Below are 23,408 nucleotides of genomic sequence, written 5' to 3'. Positions count from 1 at the left end.
CCCGGCATGACCGTGGCGAGGTACGACATGGATTCCACACGCACGACACAACGCGCCTCAGGCTTACCGGCTGCGCCGTTCGGCGACTGGCGCCGGCTGGGGCTACTGCTCTTGGCGGCGCTGCTGGTGGCGGGGCTGGGGAGTGCCGCGGTCTCGGCGCAGACCGCGATGCAGCAGCAGGTGGCCATGCAGGAGCGCAGCTACATGGAGCGGGTCAAGGATGTGGCCAGTGTCTCCGGCGTGCGGGATAACCAGCTGATCGGTTATGGCCTGGTGGTCGGCCTCGATGGTACGGGGGACCAGACCACCCAGACCCCGTTCACCGTGCAGAGCCTGAACAATATGCTGGGCCAGCTGGGGCTGACGCCGGACGCCGGCAACCCGCAGCTGCGCAACGTGGCCGCGGTGATGGTCACGGCTGAACTGCCACCGTTCGCCAAGGCGGGGCAGCGGATCGACATCACCGTGTCGTCCATGGGCAATGCGACCAGCCTGCGCGGTGGCACGCTGCTGATGACGCCGCTGAAGGGGGCGGATGGCCAGACCTACAGCATCGCCCAGGGCAATCTGATCGTGGGCGGTTTCGGTGCCGAGGGTAGCGATGGCTCGCGCATCACCGTGAACGTGCCCAGTGTCGGCCGTATCCCCAACGGCGCAACCGTGGAGCGCGAGGTCCCGACCGCGTTCGCCCAGGGCGATCACGTCACCCTGAACCTCAACCGACCGGATTTCACCACCGCCAACCGCCTGGTGCAGACGGTGAACGATACCTTCGGCCATGGCGTGGCCCATGCCCTCGACGGCTCGTCCGTGCGGGTGCGGGCGCCGGCGAACCCGGATCACCGGGTCGGTTTCGTGGCCGAGCTGGAGAACCTGCCGATCGAACGCGGCACACCGCCGGCGCGCGTGATCGTCAACTCGCGTACCGGGACCGTGGTGATCGGTTCCAGTGTGCAGGTGACCCCTGCGGCCGTCTCCCACGGCAGCCTGACCGTCACCATCAGCGAGGCACCGCAAGTGGTCCAGCCTGCGCCCTTTGGCGAGGGCGAGACCGCCATCCAGCCGGATACCGACATCGCGATCGAGGAGGGCGACAACACCATGTTCCTGTTCGACCCGGGCGCCTCGCTGGACGAGATTGTCCGCGCCGTGAATAACGTGGGCGCGGCGCCGGGCGATCTGGTCGCGATCCTGGAGGCCCTGCGCGAGGCCGGGGCCCTGCGTGCGGAGCTGGTGGTGATCTGATGATTGGCTCGGGCGTCGATACCCAGATGCAGGCCCGCGCGGCCATGGCCTCGGACCCCAGTGGTCTGCAGGACCTGGCCCGGGGCGCGCGTTCGGGCGATCAGAAGGGTCTGGAGGCCGTGGCTCGCGAGTTCGAGGCCATGCTGATCGGCCAGATGCTCAAGCAGATGCGTGAGGCCTCTCTGGGCGACGGCCTGTTCGACAACGACCAGAGCGAGATGTACCTGGAGATGCAGGATCAGGAGTTCGCCAAGGCCATGAGCCAGGGCGACGGCATCGGCCTCCGTGATGCCCTGATGCGCCAGCTCTCCGCCCAGCAGCCTGTCGATCCCGAGACACTGAATGATCCGGATCGCCAGGCGGCCCTGGAAATGCCGCGTCGACGGTCGGAGCTGGATACCCTGCGGGCGTTGCAGGGCGAGGCGGAATTCGAGTTGCGCCCGGTGGGCCCGCAACGCCCGGAAGCTGTGTCGCCGGAGGCGGCTCGCAAGGCGGCGCCGCAACCGGCCCCCATCGCGTGGCCGCCGCGGGATGCCGCGGACTTTGTGCAGACCCTGGAACCCCTGGCGCGGGATGCCGCGGCGGAGCTGGGCGTCGAGCCCGGCATCCTGCTGGCGCAGAGCGCGCTGGAGACCGGCTGGGGGCAGCACGTGCCGTCGCGGGCCGATGGCCAGCCGAGTTTCAACCTGTTCGGGATCAAGGCCGACAGCCGCTGGGATGGCGATCGCGTCTCCGTGGGGACGCTGGAGTTCCGCGAGGGCGTCGCCCAGCGCGAACAGGCACGCTTCCGGGCCTATGCCGATCCGTCCGAGTCGTTCTCCGATTACGTCGATTTCATTCGCAACAATCCGCGTTACCACCGGGCCCTGCAGGCCGGCGATGACGCGCAGTACATCCGCGAGCTGCAGGACGCCGGCTATGCCACCGACCCGGCTTACGCGGACAAGGTCCTGCGGGTGCGCGACCAGATGGCCGCGCATCGTGACAGCGGATCGACTCAAGTCGCGGCCGATGCGGCCGTTACCCGTACCAAGGGGTAGAGCATGAAGAAGAAATGGCCCAGTCCGGTGATTGAACAGGCGTTGTCGCGGGAGGCACGGGCATGAGCGCGTCCGGCATCGGCACCTCCGCGCTGCTGGCGTTCCAGCGCGCGATCGGCACCACCAGCAACAACATCGCGAACTCGGCGACCGAAGGCTACAGCCGTCAGCGCACCGAGCTGTCCAACCTGACGCCGCAGTTCCTGGGGGGCAGCTTCCAGGGCCAGGGCGTGCAGGTGGACACGATCCGGCGGATCTCCGACGACTTCGTGAACACCCAGCTGCGCAATTCGATCTCCGATCAGTCGAACGCCGAGCTGAAGGCGTCGCTGGCCGGGCGCATCGACGACCTGCTGGGCAGCTCCAGTTCCGGCCTGACGCCGGTGCTGCAGGACTTTTTTGATGCCGGCCAGGACCTGGCCAACGACCCCACCTCCAGCGCCGCGCGCACGGTCTTCCTGACCGAAGCGGAGTCTCTGGCCGAGCGCTTCGCCTCGATCGACCGGCGCATCGAGGAGCAGCGCGACATCATCAACGGCCAGATCCGCACCAACGTCGACGAGATCAACTCGCTGACCGAGGCGGTCGCCGGGCTCAACCGCGAGATCGTATCCAAGTCGACGCAAGGCAGCCCCAACGATCTGCTGGACCAGCGCGATCGCGTGCTGAATCAGCTGGCGGAGAAGGTGAACGTCCGCATCACCGAACAGGACGACGGCGCGGTGAATGTGTTCGTCGGCAATGGCCAGGCGCTGGTGCTGGGCGGTAACAACCGCGAACTGGTCGCCGAGTCGCTGACCGGGGACCCGCGTTCGCCGGACATCGGACTGGCCACCAGCGGCGATCCGGTCAACATCTCCCGCTTCATCCAGGGCGGCGAGCTGGGCGCGCTGCTGGAGACACGCGGCGGGATCATCGACGAAGCGCAGAACACCCTGGGCCGGCTCGCGATCAGCATCGGTGAGGAATTCAACCAGCAAAATAACCTCGGGCTGGACCTGGAGGGCAATCTGGGTGCGAATATCTTCGGGATCAGTGAGCCGACCGTGCGTGGGTTCCCGGGAAATGAGTCCGGTGGTGTCCCGGAAGTGGAGATCACGGATGTCCGCGCCATCACAACGTCCGACTACCGTCTGCGTAATGTCGGGGGCGAATACGAGTTGACCCGGTTGTCTGATGGCACCTCGAAAACATCCGACAACGGCGTGCTCGAATTCGACGGGATCCGAGTAAATACCGATGCGATCGATGATGCCGAGGAAGGGGACGAGTGGCTGATCCAGCCGACGCGCAACGGCGCGCGGGATTTGTCTGTGGAGATGACAGACCCCTCTAGGATTGCGGCTGCGGCCGCCGTGCGGGCCGACCTCGGCGAGGACAACAAAGGGGATGCCACGATCGCCTCGGTTCGCGCGGTGGACGCCGACGCCCTCGACTTGGATTCGGTTACCGTCGAGTTTGATGGGGATGGGTTTGTTGTCGACGGTGATGACGATCCAACCGTTGAGACCGGCCCTGACGGCGTGACAACCATTGCGTTCAAAGGCTGGGAGATGGAGATCCGCGGCACGCCAGCGGAAGGGGATACCTTCGTGGTGAGAAGCAATGAGGACCACCCGGGCGATAACCGCAACATGCTGGCGATGAACGATCTGTCGGATGAACGGCTGGTGGGCGGTGATCGTACCTTCGGGGATGGCTACAACAGCCTGTTGGCCAATGTCGGCACGCGCACCCGCCAGGCGCAGGTCGCGCAGGAATCGGCCGATGCGCAACTGGAGCAGGCGCGCGCCCAGCGCGAGGCGGTATCCGGCGTCAATCTGGACGAAGAGGCGGCGGACCTGATCCGCTATCAGCAGGCCTATCAGGCGGCGGCCCAGGTCATCTCGGTCAGCAATTCGCTGTTCGATACACTGCTCGGCGCGGTCCGCCGCTAGCGCCCACCCGGAGACACGGACATGCGCATTTCGACCACCCAGATCTTCCAGACCGGGATCGACCAGATCCAGCGCGGCCAGACGGAGCTCAACCGGACCTCGCTGCAGATGGGGCGGGGCGAGCGCATCCTGTCGCCGTCCGACGACCCGAGCGGTGCGACCCAGGTCAATCAGTTCGAGCGGATCATCCAGTCGACCAAGCAGTACCAGCGCAACATCGACAACACCCAACCGCGTCTGCAGCAAGAGGAATCGGCCCTGCAGAGCGGAACGGACCTGCTGCAGCGGGCGCGCGAGCTGGTTGTGGCCGGCAACAACGACAGCCAGACCAACGAGACGCGCGGCTATCTTGCTGGCGAGCTGCGTCAGCTGCGCGAAGGGATGTTCGACATCGCCAACACCAAGGATCCGAACGGCGAATATCTCTTCGCCGGCACGAAGTCCCTTGATCAGCCTTTCCGTCAGGACGGCAATGGCGAGGTTGACTACTTCGGCGCCGAAGGGACGGGGAGTGTCCGCGAAGTCGCGATCTCGGCCAACCGGAAGATCCCGGTGGGCGACACTGGCGCGCGCGTGTTCATGGATATCCCCGAGAATGACGGAAGGGTCGGGGCCGAAGTGAGAACCCGTGAACCGGACAGTACCCTTGTGGTCGAGCGCACCGGTGTGGTCGATTCCTCCGAGCTCGATGCGGGGGATTACACCATCACCTTCCAACTCGGTACCGACGGGCTGGAATACATGATTAAGGATGAGGACGATGCCGAGATCCAGCTAGCCGTCCCCTACGTGCCGGGTGAGTCGATCGAGTTCGCCGGCCGCAGCATCACCCTGAGCGGTACGCCGGAGGCGGGTGACGAAGTCGTGTCACGTCCGGCGGAGAACAAGAGCGTGTTCGAGACCCTGGACGCGATCATTGCGGCCCTGGAAGAGGGCGGTGCCAGCGGCCGCAGCCGGGCAAATCTCGCCACGGCCAGCAACACCGCGCTTGCCGATCTGGATGCCGCGCTGGGTAACTTCAGCGACATCCGCGCCGAGGTGGGGTCGCGCCTGAAGACCTTTGACCAGCAAAAGGATCTGAACGAGGACCGGCTGGTGGACCTGAACAGTGCGGTGTCCGAGATTCGCGACCTGGACTACGCCGAGGCGATCAGCCGCTTCAACCAGCAGCAGGTGGCCCTGCAGGCCGCGCAGCAGACCTATACCCAGGTGAACCGACTGTCGCTGTTCGATTTCCTCTGATCCGTCTCCCTGGCCGGGCGGGCCATGGTTGCGCCTTTGTGCGACCATGACGCCGTCCTGATCTGCGAGAGTCCGGCATGGCCAAGAACAACGAACCCTCCGCGCCCATCCAGTACCGTTCTACCGGGCGTCCCCCGCGCTACCTGATCGTCCTGCTGATCCTGGCTGCGTTGTGGGCCGGCTTCTGGGGTGTGATCCACCTGCAGTCGGGCGAGCCCGAGGCGGTGACGCTGGATGTCGAGGAGCAGGCCGAGCTGGAGGCCAAGTTGCAGGCGCTGGGGCCGCGCGATGCCGAGCCCCGCCCGGATCAGGCGCCCGGAGACCCGATCATCGATCTCGATGCCGAGGCCGAGCCGCTGGTCCCGGAACTCTACGAGGAACGCGCCGAGGCGCGCAGCGTGCGCTTCAGCGAACGCGAACTGAATGCCCTGATCGCCCAGGACCCGGACCTGGCCGGACGCGTGGCCATGCGTCTTACGCCGGGGCAGGTCAGCACTCGGGTGCGCATCGATGTTCCGGCGGATATCCCACTGCTGGGAGGTCGTGTCCTGAATGTACGCTCGGGGGTGCGCTTCGAGACCGAGGATGGGCGGGTGCATGCGCGCCTGGTCGGCGTCAGCGTCGCCGGAATCCCGCTGCCGGATGCATGGCTGGGCAGGCTGAAGGACGAGGACCTGCTGGCGCTGGAGCCCTTCCAGCAACTGCGCGCGGGCATCGAGTCCATCGAGGTGCGCGACGGCGAACTGGTGCTGGAACTCGCCCGCTAAAGCCGCCCCCGAGTCCGTCCGCGAATCACACCGTTTCCCGCACGCGTTCATTTTTCCGTCAATGCCTCTACTAGGCGCGGAGGAGTGCGGGGCGGTTGCGGTGCCCCTGATGTGCTTCGATCCTCAGGGAGACGCAACGCATAAAGGGCAATGGCATGGAGTCCCAAGCCCATCGGCCGCCCGGATCCTCACCGTCGTCATCCCGGAAACCGCGCAGCGGTTATCCGGGATCTGCATCGTTGGAGGTGGCACAGATGTCGGGGTGTTCGTGCGCGGGGAGATCCCGGCTCTTCGCTGCGCTACGGCCGGGATGACGAGAATGGGAGAGCTGTGGCCGGGATGAGGATTGGGGGCTGTTTGTTGCGGGCCTCGGCTTGGGCTGTGTACGGCCTTGTGGCGCCCGTTGGTAGCTCGCCGAGGGGCGGTTTACGGACTCTACATATCCGAGGGCTATCCCTGATCATGAACGACGTAGGGTGCCAATGAGCGCAGCGAATTGCACCGATCGTGGCGCGGGGCGCTCGTGGACCGGGGCCTGCATGGGAACGGTGCGGTTCGGCTGGCACCTCACAGCACCCTACGGTGAGGTAGGTGCTAACGCGGGGTGACGCGCAGGGTCTCGGCGCCCAGGGCCTGCAGGCGTCCACGTACGCTGAGGGTCAGGGTGGAATGCCCGGCCTCCAGCGACGGCTGGCTGGCTGACTCGTCCATGGCGCGCATGGCCATCATGGGCTGTGGCCGATCGTAGTGGTCGTCCGGCAATTCCACTTCCAGCGTGCGCAGGTGCGTGGCCCCCAGCGAGCGGGCGATGACGCGCGCTTGTTCCTTCAGGTCTTCCATCGCCTCTTCGATCATCGCCTCGCGATGTTCCTGGCGCGCCTCGGGGCTGAGGGAGAATCGGATCTGGCTGACGTTGAGGTCCCGCTGCTGGAGCGCGCCGACCAGTTCGGTCAACCGATCGAAATCGGCTCCGGTCAGTTCCAGGTTCTGCTGGACCAGCCAGGCATTGATGCGGCTGCGGTCGTCGGAGTCGTGAATGGCGCGGGTGGAATAGCCGATGGTGCGGGCGTCAATCCCATCCTGTTCGCCGGCGCGTTCCAGTGCGGCCTGCATGTTCCGGTTGACGGTGGCAGCGGCCGTGGCGGCCTCCGGGGCGCGGGCCTCGGTCGTCATCAGAACGGTCATGTGGTCGTTGGCGACCTGGCGCTCGGCCTTGCCGGTCAGGGCCAGCGTGGTTCCGCCGTCGCTTGCGATGGCCGTAGCCGGAAACGCCAGGACCAGGGCGGCGAGCCCGGCGACGAGCCAGGACGGGCGGGACGCGAGGGGGGTGTTCTTCGGTGGCATGTTCATGAACCTCTACAGATTGCGCGCAAGCCGGAGGCCGGCGAACACGTGACGTTTTTCGGGGGTGAAGAAGTTGCGCATTGTAGAGCGGGTGAGCAATGGATCGCTCCAGGCGCTTCCGCCGCGCAGAACGTAGTGTTCGCCGTCGAACCAGGGCAGGGAGTATTCCTTGTACGGAAAGGGCTGGAAGCCCGGGTAGGGCTGAAAGGGGTTGCCGCACCATTCCCATACCTGGCCCGTGGCGCGCAACCGCCCGGCCTGGGCGGCGTGTTCCCATTCGTGTTCGTGGGGGAGGCGGGCACCCACCCAGCGGGCGTAGGCCGAGGCCTCGAACCAGGAGAGTCCGACGGCGGGTGCATGCGGATCGAGTGTCTGGGTGCCGTGGGGGAGGGTTTGTACCCGGGTGCCGTCGGGTAGGTTCCACCATCCGAGAGGTGCCTCGATGCCCGTTTGTTCCAGCCAGGTTCGACCCGGCGGGTCCCAGTGGGGGCCCGGGCGGTAGCCTCCGGCCTCGATAAACGCGGCGATCTCGGCATTGGAGACCGGATGCGAGCGGATCGTGTGGGGCGCGAGCCGGACCGGGTGGAGGCCACGCTCGTTGTCGAAGGCGGTCGCCGCGTCGCTGCCGCTGACATGTTCGCCGCCCGGGCACTCGATCCAGTCGCCGCCGGCCGCCAGTGCGGGTTTTGGCTCCTGCGTTCGGGGTGGGGCGGGGCGATGCAGGCGGGCGAACCAGCGCACCTGCTCCAGGCTTTCCAGGTGCATGGCGTGGTGCTGCGCGAGAAAACCGGTCAGGTAGTCCCGCTCCAGCAGGGGATGGCGCCGCACCGCCGGATGGTTGTGCAACAAGTCCAGGTGATGTTGCTGGCTGGCCTGGCCCCATTCCAGCAGGGATTGGCGCGTCGGGAGTCTTCCGCCGCGGCGCCACTTCGGGCTCTGTTCCGGGAAGTAGAGATCGTGCCAGTCGCGCCGGTCGGGCGGTGGTTCACCCAGGATGCGTTCGTGTAGCCATACCGCCTCGATGAAATGGCAATGGGCGTAGTGCCACCCGATGGGACTCAGGTCCGGGTGATACTGATTGCGCCATTCGTTCCCCGGTGTCGACTCCAGTGCCGTGTTCAGGCGGTCGTGCTGGGTCGCCAGGCAGTCCAGGAGGTCGGATGGGTGCGGGCTTGCACTTGGCTGCGGATGGGCGGCATTCATATCCGGTGGAGCGTGTTACAGCGCCAGGAGTTCCGGCGGTTCGTCGGGATCGAGGATCAGAAGATGGCCGGGCGGGACCGGGCGCCAGCGTTCGCGGTCGGTGAGGGGCTCGGAGGCCACGACCACGCTGTCGTCGGGGAACGTCTCGTCATCGGTGGTGTAGTAGAGGCTGGGACAGGGCGCATTGACCGCATGGCGGCTGGCGATGATGCGGCGGCCGTCGGACAGGATCACGTTCAGCAGGGCGGTGTCGGCCCCCAGCCAGGTCTCCACGGTGGAGAACGCCTCGCCGAGGGCGCCCTCCAGCGTCGCGTTGTCGTCATCGGCCAGGTATTGCCGGACCAGGGCGAAGAGGTATTCGGAATCGGTGGTTCCCTCGATGCTCGATTCGACCTCCTGGCTGAGGATGTTCTGGATCTGGCGCCGGATGTCGGGACGGAAGCGGCTGATCAGGCCGTTGTGGCTGTACAGCAGGCCGTCGCGGGCGAATGGCTGGGCGTTGACGGTGTCGCCGCCGAAGCCGGGGGTTGCGCTGCGGATGGCGGCAACCCACAGGGGCTGGGTCATGTCGCTGGCCAGATCCACCAGGTTGGGATCCTGCCAGAGCGGATCGGCGCGCCGGTAGTGGCGCGCAACGCCCCCCTCGCCAAACCACCCGAAGCCGAAGCCGTCGGCGTTGACGCGGGCATACACCAGCTCCTGCGGGGCCATGGCTTGCTCGATCAGGTTGTGTGGCGGATCCAGGATCAGGCTGCGGAGCGTGATCGGAGGACCCAGATAGGCGAGGTGTCGGCACATGGCTAGGGTCAGTTGGGGCGTCCGGGGTTTCGTGCTAGCGTGCCGCAAACCACCCCGATACGGAAGCCCGGATGTCCGCCGAACCCAGTGCTGTCTCTATTTCCCCTCGTTACAGCCGCCAGGTGGTGGAGGAACGCGACGCCCACGCCGACTTGCTGGCCGATTTCCGCGCGGGGATGCTCGAGCCGCCCCGGTCCCTGCCGCCGAAGTATTTCTACGATGCGCGCGGATCGCAGCTATTCGATGCGATCTGCGATACCCCGGAGTATTACCCCACGCGCCTGGAGGCCGACCTGCTGGAGCGGCATGCCGAAGCGATCCTGGAGGCGTCCGGGGCGCGCACGCTGTTTGAACTCGGCAGCGGGACGTCGCGCAAGACCGAGTACCTGCTGGCGGCGCTGGAAGCCCGCGTCTCCGCGCCCCATTACGTCGCGAACGATGTCTGTGGCGAGATCCTCGACGAGGCCGGCGCGCGACTCCTGCAGCGCTTCGATCAGATGCGGGTGGACAGCCTGTGCGGGGACTATGCGGCGGCGCTGACCCATCTGGCCGATGTTTCCGGTGCGCAAGCCGACGGTCCGCGCCTGTTTGCCTTTCTCGGCAGCAGTCTGGGGAATTTCGAGGACGCCGAGGCGGCTGCACTGCTGCGACGAATCCGCGACACCATGAACCCCGAAGACCGGCTGCTGCTGGGGCTGGACCGGGTCAAGCCGCGCCCGGTCCTGGAGGCGGCCTACAACGATGCGGCGGGGGTAACCGCGGCATTCAACCTGAACCTGCTGTCGGTGTTGAATACCGAGTTGGGGGCGGACTTCGATCCGGAGGGTTTCGAGCATCGCGCTCCGTTCGTCGAAGACCTCTCGCGGATCGAGATGCACCTGGTGTCGCGGCGGCAGCAGACGGTGCGCGTGTCGGAGCCGGAGGCGGTTCTGGAGATCGCCGAAGGCGAGGTGATCCGGACCGAGATCTCGCGCAAGTTCAGCCGCGAGGCCATCGACCGTCTGCTGACGGCGGCCGGGCTCGAACATGCGGCACAGTGGTCGGCGCCCGAGGAGTGGTACTCCCTGTTTCTGCTGCGGCCGGGGGCGGACTGAGCGGGATGCGCGCACCGCGGCTGGTGCTGGTGCGGCACGCCCAGGCCGGAAACCCCGGCGACTGGGACGGGGCGGATCGTGACCGGCCGCTGACCGACAAGGGCCAGGTGAGTGCGGTACGCATGGCGCAGGCGCTCGGGGATCTGCTGCCGGGATCGGTCGAGCTCCTTTGCAGTCCCTATCTGCGTGCCCGTCAGACGGCGATCCCCCTGTCCCAGGCGCTGGATGTCCCGGTGCGGCAGAAGAAATGGCTGGCGCCCGGACAACCCACGGGGCTGGAGGTCGAGGCCCTGGCCCGCAATCTCCCGGCGGATGGCGGCCTGGTGATCGTGGGACACGAGCCGGACCTGTCGCTGCTCGTAAGCTGTCTGCTGGGCACGACGGGCGGGCGGAGTCTGGTTCATATGGGCAAGGGCGATGCCTGCGGATTGACGGGCGCGCTGCCGGGCCCCATGCAGCTCGCCTGGCACCTGCCCCGACGTATCCTCGAACGGCTGGCCGGCGGTGAGGCGGATTGAACATGCACACGGAGAACGATGCCGAGACGGTTGCGGCCGTTGATCTGGGTTCCAACAGCTTTCACATGATCGTGGCACGGCGCCAGGACGGCGAGGTCCTGAAGGTCGACCGCATCAAGGAGACGGTGCGTCTTGCCAGCGGTCTGGATCCTGATGGACAGCTGGATCCGGAGGTGGGGCAGCGTGCCCTGGCTTGTCTGGATCGCTTCGGCCAGCGACTGCGCCAGCTGCCGCGCGGCTGCGTGCGCGTGGTCGGCACCAACACCTTGCGCCAGATGGACGACAGCCGCGCCTTCCTGCGCGCGGCGGAAGAGGCCCTGGGGCATCCGGTGGAGATCATTGCCGGGCGCGAGGAAGCGCGGCTGATCTACCTGGGCGTGGCGCATGCGCTGGCGGACGATAGCGGCCGCCGGCTGGTGATGGATATCGGTGGCGGCAGTACCGAATTCATTATTGGAGAGCGCTTCGAGCCGGTCCTGGCCGAGAGCCTGGAGATGGGCTGCGTGACCTTCACCCAGCGTTTCTTCGCCGATGGGAAACTGACGCGCAAGGCCTTCGCGGCCGCGCAACTGCAGGCGCAGCGGGAGCTGCAACCCATCGCGAGTGCCTACCGCGCGGCCGGCTGGGAGCAGCCGCTGGGGGCGTCGGGTACGATCCTGGCCCTGGACCGCATGGTGCATGAGGGGGAATTGGACGAGGCGCCGGGTGTAAGCCGCGAGAACCTGGAGCGGCTCCGCGATGCGCTGATCGAGCAGGGTGCCATCAAGCGGCTGAAATGGCCTGGTCTGGCCGAGGACCGGGCGCCCGTGATTGCCGGTGGCCTTGCGGTGCTTCTGGGTGCCTTCGAGGCGTTGGGGATCGAGCGGCTGCACCCCTCGGACGGGGCCCTGCGCGAGGGCGTGATTCACGACCTTCTGGGACGTTTTCGGCACGAGGACGTGCGTGGCAGCACCATTCACCATCTGCGCCGGCGGTTCGCGGTCGATGCGTCCCAGGCGGAGCGGGTGCAGGCGACGGTGGCGCGCCTGGTGAGCGCCGTTTGCGCCGCCTGGGAGCTCGGCGAGGACGACGCGGAACGCCTGGATTGGGCGGCCGAACTGCACGAGATCGGCCTGGCACTGGCCCACAGCAAATACCACAAACATGGGGAGTACATCCTCACCTGGGCCGACCTGCCGGGTTTCTCGCAGCCCGAACAGGCCGAGTTGGCGTGGCTGGTGCGCCTGCACCGGGGCGGGCTGAAGCCCAAGTTGTTGTCCGGGGTGCGAGAGGATCGCGCGCGGCCGCTGCTGTTCATGGCGGCCCTGTTGCGTCTGGCCGTGTTGCTGCATCGTTCGCGCGCGCCGGATCCGGTGCCGCTGGAGCGCATCGAGGCGACGCAGCAGGGTCTGACGCTGACCTTCGCGCCCGACTGGCTGGATACCCACCCGCTAACGCGCGCCGATCTGGATGCGGAACGCGAGGACTGGGCCCGCCACAAGCTGGAACTGGAGTTCGAGTGAGCCCCTATTCCGAACCGGACACAAGGAACGCAGGATGCTGACATTGGTGGTCTGGATCTACGTACTCGCGGTGCCACTGTGGATCGGCATCTGGTGGTCGGCGACCGGGTTTCGGTTGATGCGACACAACCGGTTGCTGGCACTGCCCTTCCTGCTCAGCCTGGTCTATGTGATCGGGAATGCGCTGCTGGTGGCGGTGTTCGGCGGGCTCAGCGAAGCCACCTACGAGGAGGGTCGGTACGTGTTCATCACCGACCGGGCCATGATTGCGGTTCAGGCGACGGCGAGTGTGCTGATCGTGGCGACCATCGTCTACGGCTTGAGCATCCGCAGGGTCCCGGTGCATTTCATTCGCTTCATGGTGTACGCATTCGTGGCGCTGCTGGGGGTGATGGCGCCGATCCTGTGGATTCCGGCGCAGGAGGCGGAATTCTTCTTTGTGCTCCGCCATGTGCAGTCGATCGGCCTGAATTTCGGGCTGTTCCTCTGCGTGGCCGGGATCGTGGTCCTGCTGCAGGACCTGCTGCGGCACGGCGACGCCGAGGTCAGCTTGCTGGGCGGGATGCACGATGTCCCGCGTTCCGGCACCGCTTCAGCGGACCGGGACCACGACAAATCCTGACCTGACTAGCCATGACGTTCAGCCAGCCGCCGGGTCGCAGGATGGCAGGATGGGATGAGCGCAGCGAATCCCATCAAGGGATTGGCATGACGCGGGAAATGGTGCGTTTCGCTGCGCTCAACGGCACCCTACCGCGGCGGAAGGGAGCCAACGCCCGGGAGAACGTTCCCTGCCATTGGCTGAAGCTCGTGGCCAATGAGGGATTCTGAAGTCGGCGAGACAGAGGGTCGCTCAGCCCGTGCTGGCACCCGACAGTTGGGCGGTCAGGGATTCCTGGGCGGAATAGGGGGTCTCGCCCGCGGTTGGCCGGATGCGTTGGTAGCTGCCGTCGGGCTGCAGTGCCCAGGCGGTTGCGTTGTCCTGCAGATAGTTGAACAGGGATTCCTCGGCGACGCGGTCGCGCAGTTCCGGGTCGCGTACGGGGAAGGCCACCTCGACGCGGCGGAAGAAGTTGCGCGGCATCCAGTCGGCGCTGGACAGGAACACCTCGGGGTCGCCGCCGTTCTCGAAATAGAACACGCGGGAGTGTTCCAGGAACCGGCCCAGGACCGAGCGCACCTCGATGGTTTCCGAGATGCCGGGCACCCCGGGGCGCAGGCTGCAGATGCCGCGCACGACCAGCTGGATGGGGACGCCCGCCTGCGAAGCCTTGTAGAGGGCCTGGATGATCTTCGCCTCGTTGAGCGAGTTCATGCGCGCGATGATGCGGGCGGGCTTCCCGGCCTGGTGGTTGTCGATCTCGCGCTGGATCTTCTCGAGCATCGCGGCGTGCAGGCGGAACGGCGCCTGGAGCAGCTGGCGCAGCCGGGTCACCTTGCCCAGGCCGGTGAGCTGGAGGAACACGCGGTGGACGTCCTCGGTAAGCACGGGGTCGGCCGTCAGCAGGCCGAAGTCGGTATAGGCCTTGGCGGTGCCGGAGTGATAGTTCCCGGTACCCAGGTGGGCGTAGCGGGTGATGCGGTCGCCATCGCGGCGCACGACCAGCGCCAGCTTGGCGTGGGTCTTGTAGCCGACCACGCCGTAGGTCACATGGACCCCCGCGTCCTGCATGCGGTTGGCCAGTTCGATGTTGTCGGCCTCGTCGAAGCGCGCCCGCAGCTCGATCACGACGGTGACCTCCTTGCCGGCCTGCGCCGCCTCGATCAGGATCTCGACCAGCGGCGAGCGGGTTCCGGTGCGGTAGAGCGTCTGCTTGATGGCCAGCACCCGCGGGTCCGCGGCCGCCTGGCGCAGGAAGTCGACCACCGGCATGAACGACTGGTAGGGGTGATGCAGCAGCAGCTCCTGGTCGCGGATGCAGGCAAAGATGCCGCTGCCGCTCGTGTCACTGCGGGGCAGGGCCGGGACCAGCGGGGGAAACTTGAGGTCCGGCCGGTCCACCAGTTCGTGCACGGCCATCAGACGGTTCAGGTTGACCAGTCCGGTGACCTGGTAGAGGTCGTCCGGCTCCAGGTGGAATTGCTGCAGCAGGAACTCCGCGACCTCCTGCGGGCAGTTGTCCGCGACCTCGAGGCGCACGCCGGCACCGTAGTTGCGCTGGGGCAGCTCGCCCTCCAGGGCGTTCAGGAGGTCGTCGATCTCCTCTTCCTGCACGAACAGGTCGGAGTTGCGGGTCAGCCGGAACTGGTAGCAGCCGGTGACCTTCATGCCCTGGAACAGCTCGTCCACGTGCGCATGCAGGATGGACGACAGCAGCACGAAGTCGTTGTCGCCGCTGGCGACCTCGCGCGGCAGCCGCACCAGGCGTGGCAGAGAACGCGGGGCCTGGACCACGGCGCGGCCGGATTCCCGCCCGAAGGCATCCTTGCCCTTGAGGGTGACGATGAAGTTCAGGCTCTTGTTGAGGATGCGCGGGAACGGATGGGCGGGGTCCAGGCCGATCGGGCTGAGGACCGGCTGGAGTTGTTGGCGGAAGTACTCCCGCACCCAGTCCCGCTGGGCCGCGTCCCAGTGTGTGCGCCGAACGAAGTGGATCCCCTCCGCTGCGAGTGCCGGGATCAGTTCGTCATTCAGGGTGCTGTACTGCTGTTCCACCAGGTCGTGGGCGCGCGGCGCGATCTGGCGCAGCTGTTCGGCGGCCGAGAGGCCATCCGGGCCCGGGGCCTGCACGTTCAGTTCGACCTGCTGGCGCAGCGAGCCCACGCGGACCTCGAAGAATTCGTCCAGGTTGGTGGAGGAAATGCTGAGGTAGCGCAGGCGTTCCAGTAGCGGGAAGGCCGGGTCCTGGGCGATGGCGAGTACCCGGCGGTTGAATTCCAGCAGGGACAGTTCGCGGTTGAGGAACAGGTCGGTTTGGGTCACGTCGGCATCCGGCATGCACGACTCGCGGCAGAAGTGGGACCGAGAGTCTATGACGGCATTATGTCAGTTCCGTGAACCGGGGGCGGTTGGGACGGCCCGGAACGGTCCTGGAAGTCCCCGAGCGGCGTACCTGAACTGCGCTGTCTCGGCGCTGGTGGCTATACTTGAATGCTTGATCATGCGGCGCGAAACGCGCTGCCGTAAGGAGAAGTCCGTTGGCCGAATTTACCCTGACACTGCTCGCGCGCGACGAGGCACAGCCGGAGCTGCACAAGGTCTCGGTGGTCGCCGAAGGCGAGCTGCCCGAATACGGTCAGGTCTGGGTCTGGGACATCCTCTACGCCCGGCAGTTGTTCGCCCTGGGCGAGGTGCAGGCGGCCCAGGACCTCAAGGAGACCCTGGAGCTGTGGGCAGTGAACATGTCCAGCAAGGTGTTTCAGCCCCACGGCCATATCCTGTCCAAGGGCTACCTGGACCTGTCCGAGAACCTGCAGCTCGTGACTGGGGACGATATCCCCGCCGCGGCCGAAGGCGATCGCCAGGTGGTGGTCTCGGTCGATGGCCAGGCCGGGCAGCTGCCGGATGTCGTGGTGTCGCCGGAGAGCCTGACGGCCGAAGAACGCCAGGACCTCGTGCTGGGGCTCGGGCAGTACTTCAACTTCGAAAACCCGATGTTCGCGCGCGAGCTGCCGATCCACGTGCTGGCCATGCGCAAGTACTACGCGGACATCAACTTGCCGCATACGCAGATCGCCCTCGACGAGGCCCCGTTCTTCGCCATCCAGAAGGCGATGGAGTACTTCCAGGCTGCCAACCAGGGCACCGTGCAGTAGGCACTGCCGCCGCTGCGCCGGGTCCGGGCTGCGTGCTACGGTCGCGATCATGAGGACCGTCTATTCTGCCGCCGACCCGGTGATGGCCGGGTTCATCGAGACCCTGCTGCAGGAGGCCGGCATCCCGGCCTACGTGAACCAGGCCGGGCTTTACGGTGCCGTCGGGGAAGTCCCGCCGACCGAGACCTGGGCCCGCATCATGGTCGTGCACGAGGAACAGGCCGAGGAGGCGCGCGCCATCATCCTGGAATACCTGGAGGGCGAGCCCGAACACGACGGCCGCGACTGGAAGTGTCCGCGCTGCGGCGAGGTGATCGAGCCGCAGTTCACCCAGTGCTGGAACTGCGGGCGGGAGAAGCCTAGGGAGACGCTGAGTTAATCGCACGTTCGCGCTCGAGTCGCTTTTGCGTGCGAACAAGGCGCGGTGACTGCCGTGCAGTCATTCTGCACAAGGGAACCGCAACGCCGTGCGCGCGCCCGTTTTTATCAACGACGGGCGGCCGAGCCCGCTCTTTCAATGATTTGTCGGGTTGGTGCCCCCTGTTCCCCGATCCTGCGTTGCGCCGCTTGCGGGTAGAACCACTACCCGCTGCACGACGCGCCTGGTCTCGGGAAACAGGGGGCACCAACGCGAACGTGCGATTAACTCAGCGTCTCCCTAAGCTCTGAGGTGGCTCAGTTCGGCCGCCCGTTGCCGCCATACTGGGCGCGGATGCGCAGGATGTAGTTCTGTGTCTCGCGAAACGGGGGCACGCCGCCATGCCGTTCCACCGCGCCGGGGCCGGCATTGTAGGCGGCCAGGGCGAGATCCAGATCCCCCTCGAAGCGATCGAGCATGGCGGCCAGGTAGCGCGTGCCGCCATCGATATTCTGGGCGGGATCAAAGCGGTCGGTCACCCCGAGATCGGCGGCGGTAGCGGGCATCAGCTGCATCAAGCCGTGCGCGCCCACCCGGGATACCGCCTGCGGATCGAAGCAGGACTCCACGTGAATCACCGACTGCACCAGCGCCGGGTCCACGCCCTGGCGGTGGGCGGCGTTGTGGATGAGGTCCGCGAAATCGCCACCGCCGGTGGCCAGGGCATTGCGGGCGCGGGCACCGCAACGTGCGCGGGCGGTGGGTCGGCCGTAGGTGGCGATCAGCTCCATGCCGCTATTCTGCTGACGCTGGTTGGTGATCAGGCGCTCTCCACCCGGGCCCTGGAACACGAAGATCTGACTGGGTGACCAGTTTCCACCGACGGGTGTCGAGGTGACCGTGCCGGCACCGCCGGGCGAGCGGATGGTCTCGTAGGGAACGCCCTGCGGGCGCTCGTCGGTCAGGACCCGGGCCCCGGAGGCATCGCGAAAGGAGTAGAGCTCGGCCGCGCTGGTGCCGGCCAGAGCCAGCCCCGCCACCAGTATCAGCAGGCGCAGCACCGTCCGACCGGAATGCTTACCATGGTGCCTTGTATGCAAGCCCTGTTCCCCCTGGCCCGGATGCGAGCCGAGTACTGATCCCGATGACCGAGAGCGCGTTCACAGTTTGCATTATGGCGCCGGAGAGCGCACGCCTGAAAGCGCGTGTCGAACGCCTGGTCGACGGGGCGGGTGTGACGGCGCCGGCGGTCGAGGTGCTGGAGTCGGTGGACTCGACCAACCGCTATCTGCTGGAGACCCGCCCCGAGACGGGCGATCTGCCACGCGCCTGCGTGGCGCAGGCCCAGACAGCGGGCCGCGGGCGGCGCGGTCGCGTCTGGCATTCGCCTCCGGGGGCGAGCCTGGCGCTGTCGCTGGCATGGCCCATCATGCAGGGGCGGGTGCCGCCCGCCTATCCGGTCGGGGTTGGCGTTGGGGTCATCCGTGCGCTGGAAGCGCTGGGCCTGGAAGGTGTGCGGCTCAAGTGGCCCAATGACCTGATGGTCGATGCCGCCAAGCTGGGCGGCATCCTGGTGGAGCAGCGCGCGGCGAGTGGTGGCCAGCCAGGCTGGCTGGTGGTGGGGATTGGTCTCAACCGGCAAGGCGCCGGTGCCCTGGAGCTGGGCCGCGCGGTGACCGATCTCGCGACCCAGCTCCCCGGTCCGGTTCCGGATCTCCTGGAGCTTGCGGCCCGGGTGATCGCGGAGCAATGTCGCCTGCATCCGCTGTTGATGGGCGAAGGGCTTGTGCCGCTGGAGCGTGAGCTGGTACGGCTGGACTGCCTGCGCGGCCGGCCGATCGAAATCCTGGATGACGGCGTCCGCGGACAGGCGCATGGAATCGATCCGGCGAGTGGCTGCCTGGTTGTGCAGTTCGACGACGGTGCGATCCGGCACCTGCATTCGGGCGAGGTCTCGGTACGGAGTTGCGAACATGTCTGACATTGCCCTGGTGGATATCGGCAGTACCCGTGTGAAGTGGCAGGTGCGCAACGCGGAGGGCGAAGTGCTGGGGTCCGGGGCGAATCGTGACCCGGCCGGTTGTGTCCGTGGCCTGGCCTCGATGGCGCGCGAGGCCCCGCTCACGGCCGTCTGGTTGTCGCGGGTCGGGCCCGGCGAGCGCGAGGCGGCGTTCTCGGTCGAACTGGCGGCTGCCGGGATCGACGCGCCGGTACACGCGGTGACGGTGCCGGCGAACGGCCCGCATGGCCTGCGGATCGACTATGCGGCGGGGCAGCTGGGCGTCGATCGCTACTGCGCGCTGGTCGCGGCGCGGGCCCGCTGCGATGCGCCGATGATCCTGGTCGATGCCGGCACCGCCGTCACCGTGGATGTACTGGAGGCGGACGGTCGCCATGCGGGAGGCTATCTGTTGCCGGGGCGCCAGCTCGGCTGGGAGGCGCTGCAGACGCGTCTGACAGATCGCATTGCGCCGCGCGAGGCCACGCAGTGGCCGGATGACCTGGAGACCGCGCCGGGCCTGAACAGCACCGAGGCCCTGGAGCGCGGATGGAGCCTGGGGCTGGCCGGCGCGCTGGATGGGTTGATCGCGCGCTCACGGACCGCGGAGCGGGCGGGCGCGGCCTGCTGGCTGACGGGGGGCGATGCCTACTGGCTGGCGCCGGTGCTGCGTGCAGAGTCCACGATCTTCCCGAACCTGGTGCTGGACGGCCTCTGGGAACTGTCGCGCTGGGAGAGCGCCGAATGCGCTGGCTGATCCTGTTTCTCGCGTTGGTGAACCTGGGGTACTTCACCTGGGCCTGGCATGACGGCCGCCTCAACCCCGATCCCTACGCCGACGTGCCCCCGCTGGAGCGCAATGGTGGCGAGGTGGAGCTGCTGGATGCGTGGCTGGAGGCGCCTGCTGGTGACCCGGACCCGGGTGATTCGGTGTGGCGTGAACGACTTCGGAGCGAGGTCCCGTAGTGGCTCTCTAACGCTCCCGCCGTGCAGCGCGTTCGGCACGGCGCCGGGCGCGGTGGCGTTGCCAGGCGGCCGACAGGCGGCGGGAGGCCCAGTAGCCGGCAATGGCGGTTGGCGTGGCGATCAGCAGGCTGCCCATCAGGGTATAGGTGATCTCGTCCCCGATGCCCTGCAGATACCAGGCGTCGGGGTCGTGCGAGATCAGGGGGACATAGTAGAACACGGCCTCGCCGAGTTCGTGGAAGCCCCAATACAGCGGCGCGGCGGTGAAGGGGTTGCTGACGAACGAGGCCACGAACGCCGTGGGGAAATTGCCCGCCAGTGCAATGCACAGAATGATCATCAACACGGTCTGGAAGCCGACCGTGGGGGTCAGGCCAATAAACAGCCCGATCGCGACCCCGCGGGCCAGCGCCTCCGGGCCGCTCTTCATGCTCCCGGCGGCATGCAGCCCGGAATGCAGGCGCGGATGACGGGCCAGCCAGTTGTGGGCGCGCCAGCGCAAGGCCCGCCAACGGATGCTGGCCCGCCTCAGCATGGCCGCGGGTGCCTCAGGCTGCTCCCCACCGGGCCGCAGTCTCGGGTGTCCAGCCGACGGTGATCGCGTCGTCCTGTTCGATGACGGGCCGCTTGATGAGCGCCGGGTGTTCGAGCATCAGCGCGATGGCGCGTTCCGCATCCAGTCCCTCGCGCTGATCGTCCGGGAGTTGGCGCCAGGTCGTGCCGCGCCGGTTGACCAGGGTCTCCCAGCCGACGGCATCGACCCAGCCGCGCAGCCGATCCGCCGCCAGCCCGTCCTTGCGAACGTCCACGAAACGATAGCCCACGCCGGCCGCATCCAGCGACCGGCGGGCCTTGCGGACGGTATCGCAGTTGGCGATGCCGTAGAGCGCGATCTCAGACATCACGCAGCAGGGCGTTCAGGCCCACCTTGGCCTTGGTCTTCTCGTCCACGCGCTTCACGATCACGGCGCAGTACAGCGAGTACTTGCCATCCTTCGACGGAAGGTTGCCCGAGACGACCACGGAGCCAGCCGGCACGCGGCCGTAGAGGATCTCGTCGTTCTCGCGGTCGTAGATGCGGGTGGACTGGCCCAGGTACACGCCCATGGAGATGACCGCGCCTTCCTCGACGATCACGCCCTCGACCACCTCGGAGCGCGCGCCGATGAAGCAGTTGTCCTCGATGATGGTCGGGGCGGCCTGCAGTGGCTCCAGTACGCCGCCGATGCCCACGCCACCGGAGAGGTGTACGTTCTTGCCGATCTGGGCGCAGGAGCCGACCGTGGCCCAGGTGTCTACCATCGTGCCTTCATCGACATAGGCGCCGATGTTCACGTAGGACGGCATCAGCACGGTGTTGGGGGCAATGAAGCTCCCGCGACGGGCGGTGGCCGGGGGCACGACGCGCACGCCGGCCTCGCGGAAGTCGCGGCTGGAGGTGTCCGCGTATTTGGACGGGACCTTGTCGTAGTAGTTGGTGAAGCCGCCCTTGATGAACTCGTTCTCGGAGATGCGGAACGACAGCAGCACGGCCTTCTTGAGCCATTCGTTCACCACCCAGTCGCCGTCCTTCTTCTCGGCGACGCGGGCACGGCCGGTGTCCAGCATATCCAGCGCCTCGTTCACGGCGTCGCGGACGTTGGTTTCCACGTTGCGCGGGTTGATGTCGGCGCGGCGTTCAAAGGCGGCTTCGATGGTGCTCTGGATATCGGACATTAGGTATTCCCTTTAAGGCAATGAAAAATAATTTGATGAGTGGCGTTAACGATAAAGCGCGGTGATCCGCTCGGCCGCCTCGATGCAGGCGGCGGGCGCGGCGACCAGCGCCATGCGCACGTGCCCGGCCCCGGGATTGTGCCCGGTCTCCGGGTCGGTCCGGGAGAGGTAGCGCCCCGGCAGGACCGTGACCCCCGCCTCGCCGTAGAGGCGTCGGGCAAAGCCCTCGTCGTCACCATCCGGCACGCGCGGCCACAGGTAGAAGCCGGCGGCGGGTGCTCGCACGTCGATTACCGATTCCAGGATCGGGACCACCGCAGCGAATTTCTCGGCATAGAGGGCACGATTCTCGGCCACGTGGGCCTCGTCTGACCAGGCGGCGCGGCTGACGGCCTGGGTCGGCGGCGGCAGGGTGCAGCCATGGTAGGTCCGGTACAGCGCGAAGCGGTCGAGCAGGGCCGCATCGCCGGCCACGAAACCGGACCGCAACCCCGGCAGGTTGGAGCGCTTGGACAGGCTGTGGAAGACGATGCAGCGGTCGAACGCGGCGTTGCCCATGCGCGCCGCGGCCCCCAGCAGGCCGGCCGGCGGCTCGCCATCGGGGTGGTAGATCTCGGAGTAGCATTCGTCCGCCGCGATGATGAAGTCATGGCGCTCGGCCAGGCGGATCAGATCCTGCATCGCGGCCTCGGACATGCAGGCCCCGGCGGGGTTGCCCGGGTTGCAGATGTAGACCAGCTGCACGGCCTCCCAGGTGGCCGGGTCGACCGCCGAGAAGTCGGGCAGATAGCCGTTCTCCGGCGCCAGGTCGTAGAAGGCCGGCGCGGCCCCGGCGAGCAGCGCCGCGCCCTCGTAGATCTGGTAGAACGGATTCGGCATCAGCACGCGGGCACCGGGCTTCTCCGCCACGACCGCCTGGGCAATCGCGAACAGGGCCTCGCGCGTTCCGCTGACCGGAAGCACCTGCCGTTCCGCGTCCACATTGCCGAGGTCAAACCGCCGTTGCAGCCACGCCGCGATGGAGTCGCGCAGGGCCGGTTCGCCGCGTGTGGTCGGGTAGTGGTTGAAGCCCTGGAGGGAGGCCCGCAGGACGGGTTCGACGAAATCGGGCAGTGCGTGACGCGGCTCGCCAATCGACAGTGCGATGGGCTCCCGGTCCGTAGGCGGTTGCAGGTCCGCGAACAGCCGGCGCAGGCGTTCGAACGGATAGGGCTGTAGCCGGTCCAGGCGCGGGTTCATGGCGGCTCGGGCGTCGTGGTCGGAGTTGAACGGAAGACCGCGCAGTATACCGGGCCTCGATGCCCCGCGGGAAAACCCCGACAGACCGGCGGCGACCGGGTGGCCCGGCGCAGACCCTGCAGGCTGAGCGGGGAGGCATCGGGCGGTTCTTGAGAAAAAGGTGCGCGCCCGCGGCAACGGCGCCTGGGTCCTGTGACTTGACAACGATACAAGGATCGTTGAAATATCGGCCTATGGATAAGGTCACCGCCACCCACATGTTCGAGTCGCTGGCCTCCGGCATTCGCCTGGATATCGTGCGCCTGCTGGTGCGTTATGGCCACGCTGGGCGGGTCGCCGGCGAGATCGCCGAAACCCTGGAACTGCCGCGCACGAACCTCTCGTTTCACCTCAAGACCCTGACGCAGGCGGGTCTGCTGACCGTCACGCAGGAAGGGCGCTACCAGCGCTATCGGGTGAATCTCGACGCGATGCAGGACCTGGTCGCCTACCTGACCGAAAACTGCTGTGCGGCCGACTCCGACAGCTGCGCGTTGCCTGCGGCCCTGGATTGTGCAGGGGATACGGAAGCCACAGCGGCTCTGCCAGTGCCGGGCCGGCACGTCCGATAGACCACGCGCCCGGGTGGGGACCGCAACAACCGAGCCGGACCGGGTTCACCCGGGATGGCCCGTGGGACCCCGG

The 23,408-nt window shown here is 67.1% G+C and carries 24 protein-coding genes; 15 read left to right on the top strand and 9 right to left on the bottom strand.

All coding sequences use genetic code 11. From position 1 onward, the window contains the following. Nucleotides 1-27 precede the first annotated feature (27 nt). The 5 genes from F792_RS0112915 to F792_RS0112895 all read left to right on the top strand — a co-directional run bounded on the left by F792_RS0112915 (nt 28) and on the right by F792_RS0112895 (nt 6,231). Entirely contained in the window at nt 28-1,245 is a 1,218-nt protein-coding gene (locus F792_RS0112915) for a flagellar basal body P-ring protein FlgI (protein ID WP_018169958.1), read from the top strand. Next, entirely contained in the window at nt 1,245-2,285 is a 1,041-nt protein-coding gene (gene flgJ / locus F792_RS0112910; protein ID WP_018169957.1) for a flagellar assembly peptidoglycan hydrolase FlgJ, read from the top strand. The genes F792_RS0112915 and flgJ overlap by 1 nt, the downstream gene beginning before the upstream one ends. A 62-nt stretch (nt 2,286-2,347) precedes the next feature. Continuing rightward, nucleotides 2,348-4,222 carry a flagellar hook-associated protein FlgK gene (gene flgK, locus F792_RS0112905; RefSeq protein ID WP_018169956.1) on the top strand — a complete coding sequence of 625 codons (1,875 nt, stop codon included), beginning with the start codon at nt 2,348-2,350 and terminating at the stop codon, nt 4,220-4,222. Between the two features lie 21 nt (nt 4,223-4,243). Continuing rightward, nucleotides 4,244-5,464: a flagellar hook-associated protein FlgL gene (flgL, locus tag F792_RS0112900; protein ID WP_018169955.1), complete on the top strand. Its 1,221-nt coding sequence runs from the start codon at nt 4,244-4,246 to the stop codon at nt 5,462-5,464. Between the two features lie 77 nt (nt 5,465-5,541). Beyond that, the gene (locus F792_RS0112895; RefSeq protein WP_018169954.1) at nt 5,542-6,231 is read left to right on the top strand and encodes a hypothetical protein; all 690 of its coding nucleotides are present in this window, start codon (nt 5,542-5,544) and stop codon (nt 6,229-6,231) included. A gap of 594 nt (nt 6,232-6,825) precedes the next feature. Here the strand turns inward: F792_RS0112895 and F792_RS0112890 are convergent. The 3 genes from F792_RS0112890 to egtC are packed head-to-tail and all read right to left on the bottom strand — an operon-like array spanning nt 6,826 to nt 9,576. Further along, nucleotides 6,826-7,575, bottom strand: a complete 750-nt coding sequence (locus F792_RS0112890; RefSeq protein WP_018169953.1) for an SIMPL domain-containing protein — start codon at nt 7,573-7,575, stop codon at nt 6,826-6,828. A 12-nt stretch (nt 7,576-7,587) separates the two neighbouring features. Continuing rightward, the gene (locus F792_RS0112885; protein ID WP_018169952.1) at nt 7,588-8,778 is read right to left on the bottom strand and encodes an SUMF1/EgtB/PvdO family nonheme iron enzyme; all 1,191 of its coding nucleotides are present in this window, start codon (nt 8,776-8,778) and stop codon (nt 7,588-7,590) included. Nucleotides 8,779-8,793: 15 nt separating this feature from the next. Next, nucleotides 8,794-9,576 (bottom strand): ergothioneine biosynthesis protein EgtC, encoded by a 783-nt coding sequence (gene egtC / locus F792_RS0112880; protein WP_018145477.1) that lies wholly within the window; start codon nt 9,574-9,576, stop codon nt 8,794-8,796. A gap of 71 nt (nt 9,577-9,647) precedes the next feature. Here egtC and egtD point away from each other — a divergent pair, with 71 nt between their 5' ends. Genes egtD through F792_RS0112860 form a run of 4 tightly spaced genes read left to right on the top strand, consistent with a single transcriptional unit; the run spans nt 9,648 to nt 13,312 of the window. Then, the gene (gene egtD / locus F792_RS0112875) at nt 9,648-10,670 is read left to right on the top strand and encodes an L-histidine N(alpha)-methyltransferase (RefSeq protein ID WP_018145478.1); all 1,023 of its coding nucleotides are present in this window, start codon (nt 9,648-9,650) and stop codon (nt 10,668-10,670) included. A 5-nt stretch (nt 10,671-10,675) separates the two neighbouring features. Next, the gene (locus F792_RS0112870; protein ID WP_018145479.1) at nt 10,676-11,188 is read left to right on the top strand and encodes a histidine phosphatase family protein; all 513 of its coding nucleotides are present in this window, start codon (nt 10,676-10,678) and stop codon (nt 11,186-11,188) included. Between the two features lie 2 nt (nt 11,189-11,190). Next, nucleotides 11,191-12,690: a Ppx/GppA phosphatase family protein gene (locus F792_RS0112865; RefSeq protein WP_018169951.1), complete on the top strand. Its 1,500-nt coding sequence runs from the start codon at nt 11,191-11,193 to the stop codon at nt 12,688-12,690. A 34-nt stretch (nt 12,691-12,724) separates the two neighbouring features. Then, nucleotides 12,725-13,312 (top strand): hypothetical protein, encoded by a 588-nt coding sequence (locus F792_RS0112860; RefSeq protein ID WP_018169950.1) that lies wholly within the window; start codon nt 12,725-12,727, stop codon nt 13,310-13,312. 231 nt (nt 13,313-13,543) lie between these two features. On the opposite strand, the gene ppk1 is transcribed toward F792_RS0112860, so the two are convergent. Next, nucleotides 13,544-15,628 carry a polyphosphate kinase 1 gene (ppk1, locus tag F792_RS0112855; protein ID WP_018169949.1) on the bottom strand — a complete coding sequence of 695 codons (2,085 nt, stop codon included), beginning with the start codon at nt 15,626-15,628 and terminating at the stop codon, nt 13,544-13,546. Nucleotides 15,629-15,828: 200 nt separating this feature from the next. Here ppk1 and F792_RS0112850 point away from each other — a divergent pair, with 200 nt between their 5' ends. Both F792_RS0112850 and F792_RS0112845 read left to right on the top strand, forming a co-directional pair. Then, nucleotides 15,829-16,446, top strand: coding sequence for a hypothetical protein (locus tag F792_RS0112850; RefSeq protein WP_018169948.1), 618 nt, complete (start codon nt 15,829-15,831; stop codon nt 16,444-16,446). Nucleotides 16,447-16,495: 49 nt separating this feature from the next. Further along, nucleotides 16,496-16,825, top strand: a complete 330-nt coding sequence (locus F792_RS0112845) for a DUF2007 domain-containing protein (protein ID WP_081620151.1) — start codon at nt 16,496-16,498, stop codon at nt 16,823-16,825. A gap of 296 nt (nt 16,826-17,121) precedes the next feature. Here F792_RS0112845 and F792_RS0112840 read toward each other — a convergent pair whose 3' ends face one another. After that, nucleotides 17,122-17,865, bottom strand: a complete 744-nt coding sequence (locus F792_RS0112840) for a lytic transglycosylase domain-containing protein (RefSeq protein ID WP_018169946.1) — start codon at nt 17,863-17,865, stop codon at nt 17,122-17,124. Between the two features lie 113 nt (nt 17,866-17,978). Between F792_RS0112840 and F792_RS0112835 the strand changes: the two genes are divergently transcribed. Genes F792_RS0112835 through F792_RS0112825 form a run of 3 tightly spaced genes read left to right on the top strand, consistent with a single transcriptional unit; the run spans nt 17,979 to nt 19,769 of the window. Further along, nucleotides 17,979-18,785 (top strand): biotin--[acetyl-CoA-carboxylase] ligase, encoded by an 807-nt coding sequence (locus F792_RS0112835; protein ID WP_018169945.1) that lies wholly within the window; start codon nt 17,979-17,981, stop codon nt 18,783-18,785. Beyond that, nucleotides 18,778-19,560 carry a type III pantothenate kinase gene (locus F792_RS0112830; protein WP_018169944.1) on the top strand — a complete coding sequence of 261 codons (783 nt, stop codon included), beginning with the start codon at nt 18,778-18,780 and terminating at the stop codon, nt 19,558-19,560. Before F792_RS0112835 ends, F792_RS0112830 begins: the two co-directional genes overlap by 8 nt. Then, on the top strand, nt 19,548-19,769 hold the full coding sequence (locus tag F792_RS0112825; protein ID WP_018169943.1) for a hypothetical protein: 222 nt from the start codon (nt 19,548-19,550) through the stop codon (nt 19,767-19,769). The genes F792_RS0112830 and F792_RS0112825 overlap by 13 nt, the downstream gene beginning before the upstream one ends. A 7-nt stretch (nt 19,770-19,776) precedes the next feature. On the opposite strand, the gene F792_RS0112820 is transcribed toward F792_RS0112825, so the two are convergent. The 4 genes from F792_RS0112820 to dapC are packed head-to-tail and all read right to left on the bottom strand — an operon-like array spanning nt 19,777 to nt 22,724. Next, complete coding sequence (locus tag F792_RS0112820; protein WP_018169942.1) at nt 19,777-20,304, bottom strand: DUF2062 domain-containing protein; 528 nt, start codon at nt 20,302-20,304, stop codon at nt 19,777-19,779. 13 nt (nt 20,305-20,317) lie between these two features. Then, on the bottom strand, nt 20,318-20,671 hold the full coding sequence (locus F792_RS0112815; RefSeq protein WP_018169941.1) for an ArsC family reductase: 354 nt from the start codon (nt 20,669-20,671) through the stop codon (nt 20,318-20,320). Then, the gene (gene dapD, locus F792_RS0112810; protein WP_018145491.1) at nt 20,664-21,485 is read right to left on the bottom strand and encodes a 2,3,4,5-tetrahydropyridine-2,6-dicarboxylate N-succinyltransferase; all 822 of its coding nucleotides are present in this window, start codon (nt 21,483-21,485) and stop codon (nt 20,664-20,666) included. Before dapD ends, F792_RS0112815 begins: the two co-directional genes overlap by 8 nt. A 45-nt stretch (nt 21,486-21,530) precedes the next feature. After that, nucleotides 21,531-22,724, bottom strand: coding sequence for a succinyldiaminopimelate transaminase (gene dapC / locus F792_RS0112805; RefSeq protein ID WP_018169940.1), 1,194 nt, complete (start codon nt 22,722-22,724; stop codon nt 21,531-21,533). Between the two features lie 233 nt (nt 22,725-22,957). On the opposite strand from dapC, the gene F792_RS0112800 reads away from it, so the two are divergent. Continuing rightward, complete coding sequence (locus F792_RS0112800) at nt 22,958-23,335, top strand: helix-turn-helix transcriptional regulator (protein ID WP_018169939.1); 378 nt, start codon at nt 22,958-22,960, stop codon at nt 23,333-23,335. The last annotated feature ends 73 nt before the right edge of the window (nt 23,336-23,408 follow it).

The sequence above is a fragment of the Thioalkalivibrio sp. ALMg9 genome, from assembly GCF_000380625.1.
Taxonomy (GTDB): Bacteria; Pseudomonadota; Gammaproteobacteria; order Ectothiorhodospirales; family Ectothiorhodospiraceae; genus Thioalkalivibrio; species Thioalkalivibrio versutus.
Note: the sequence above shows the minus strand (reverse complement) of the source record. Positions and strands in the feature narration are given on the sequence as shown.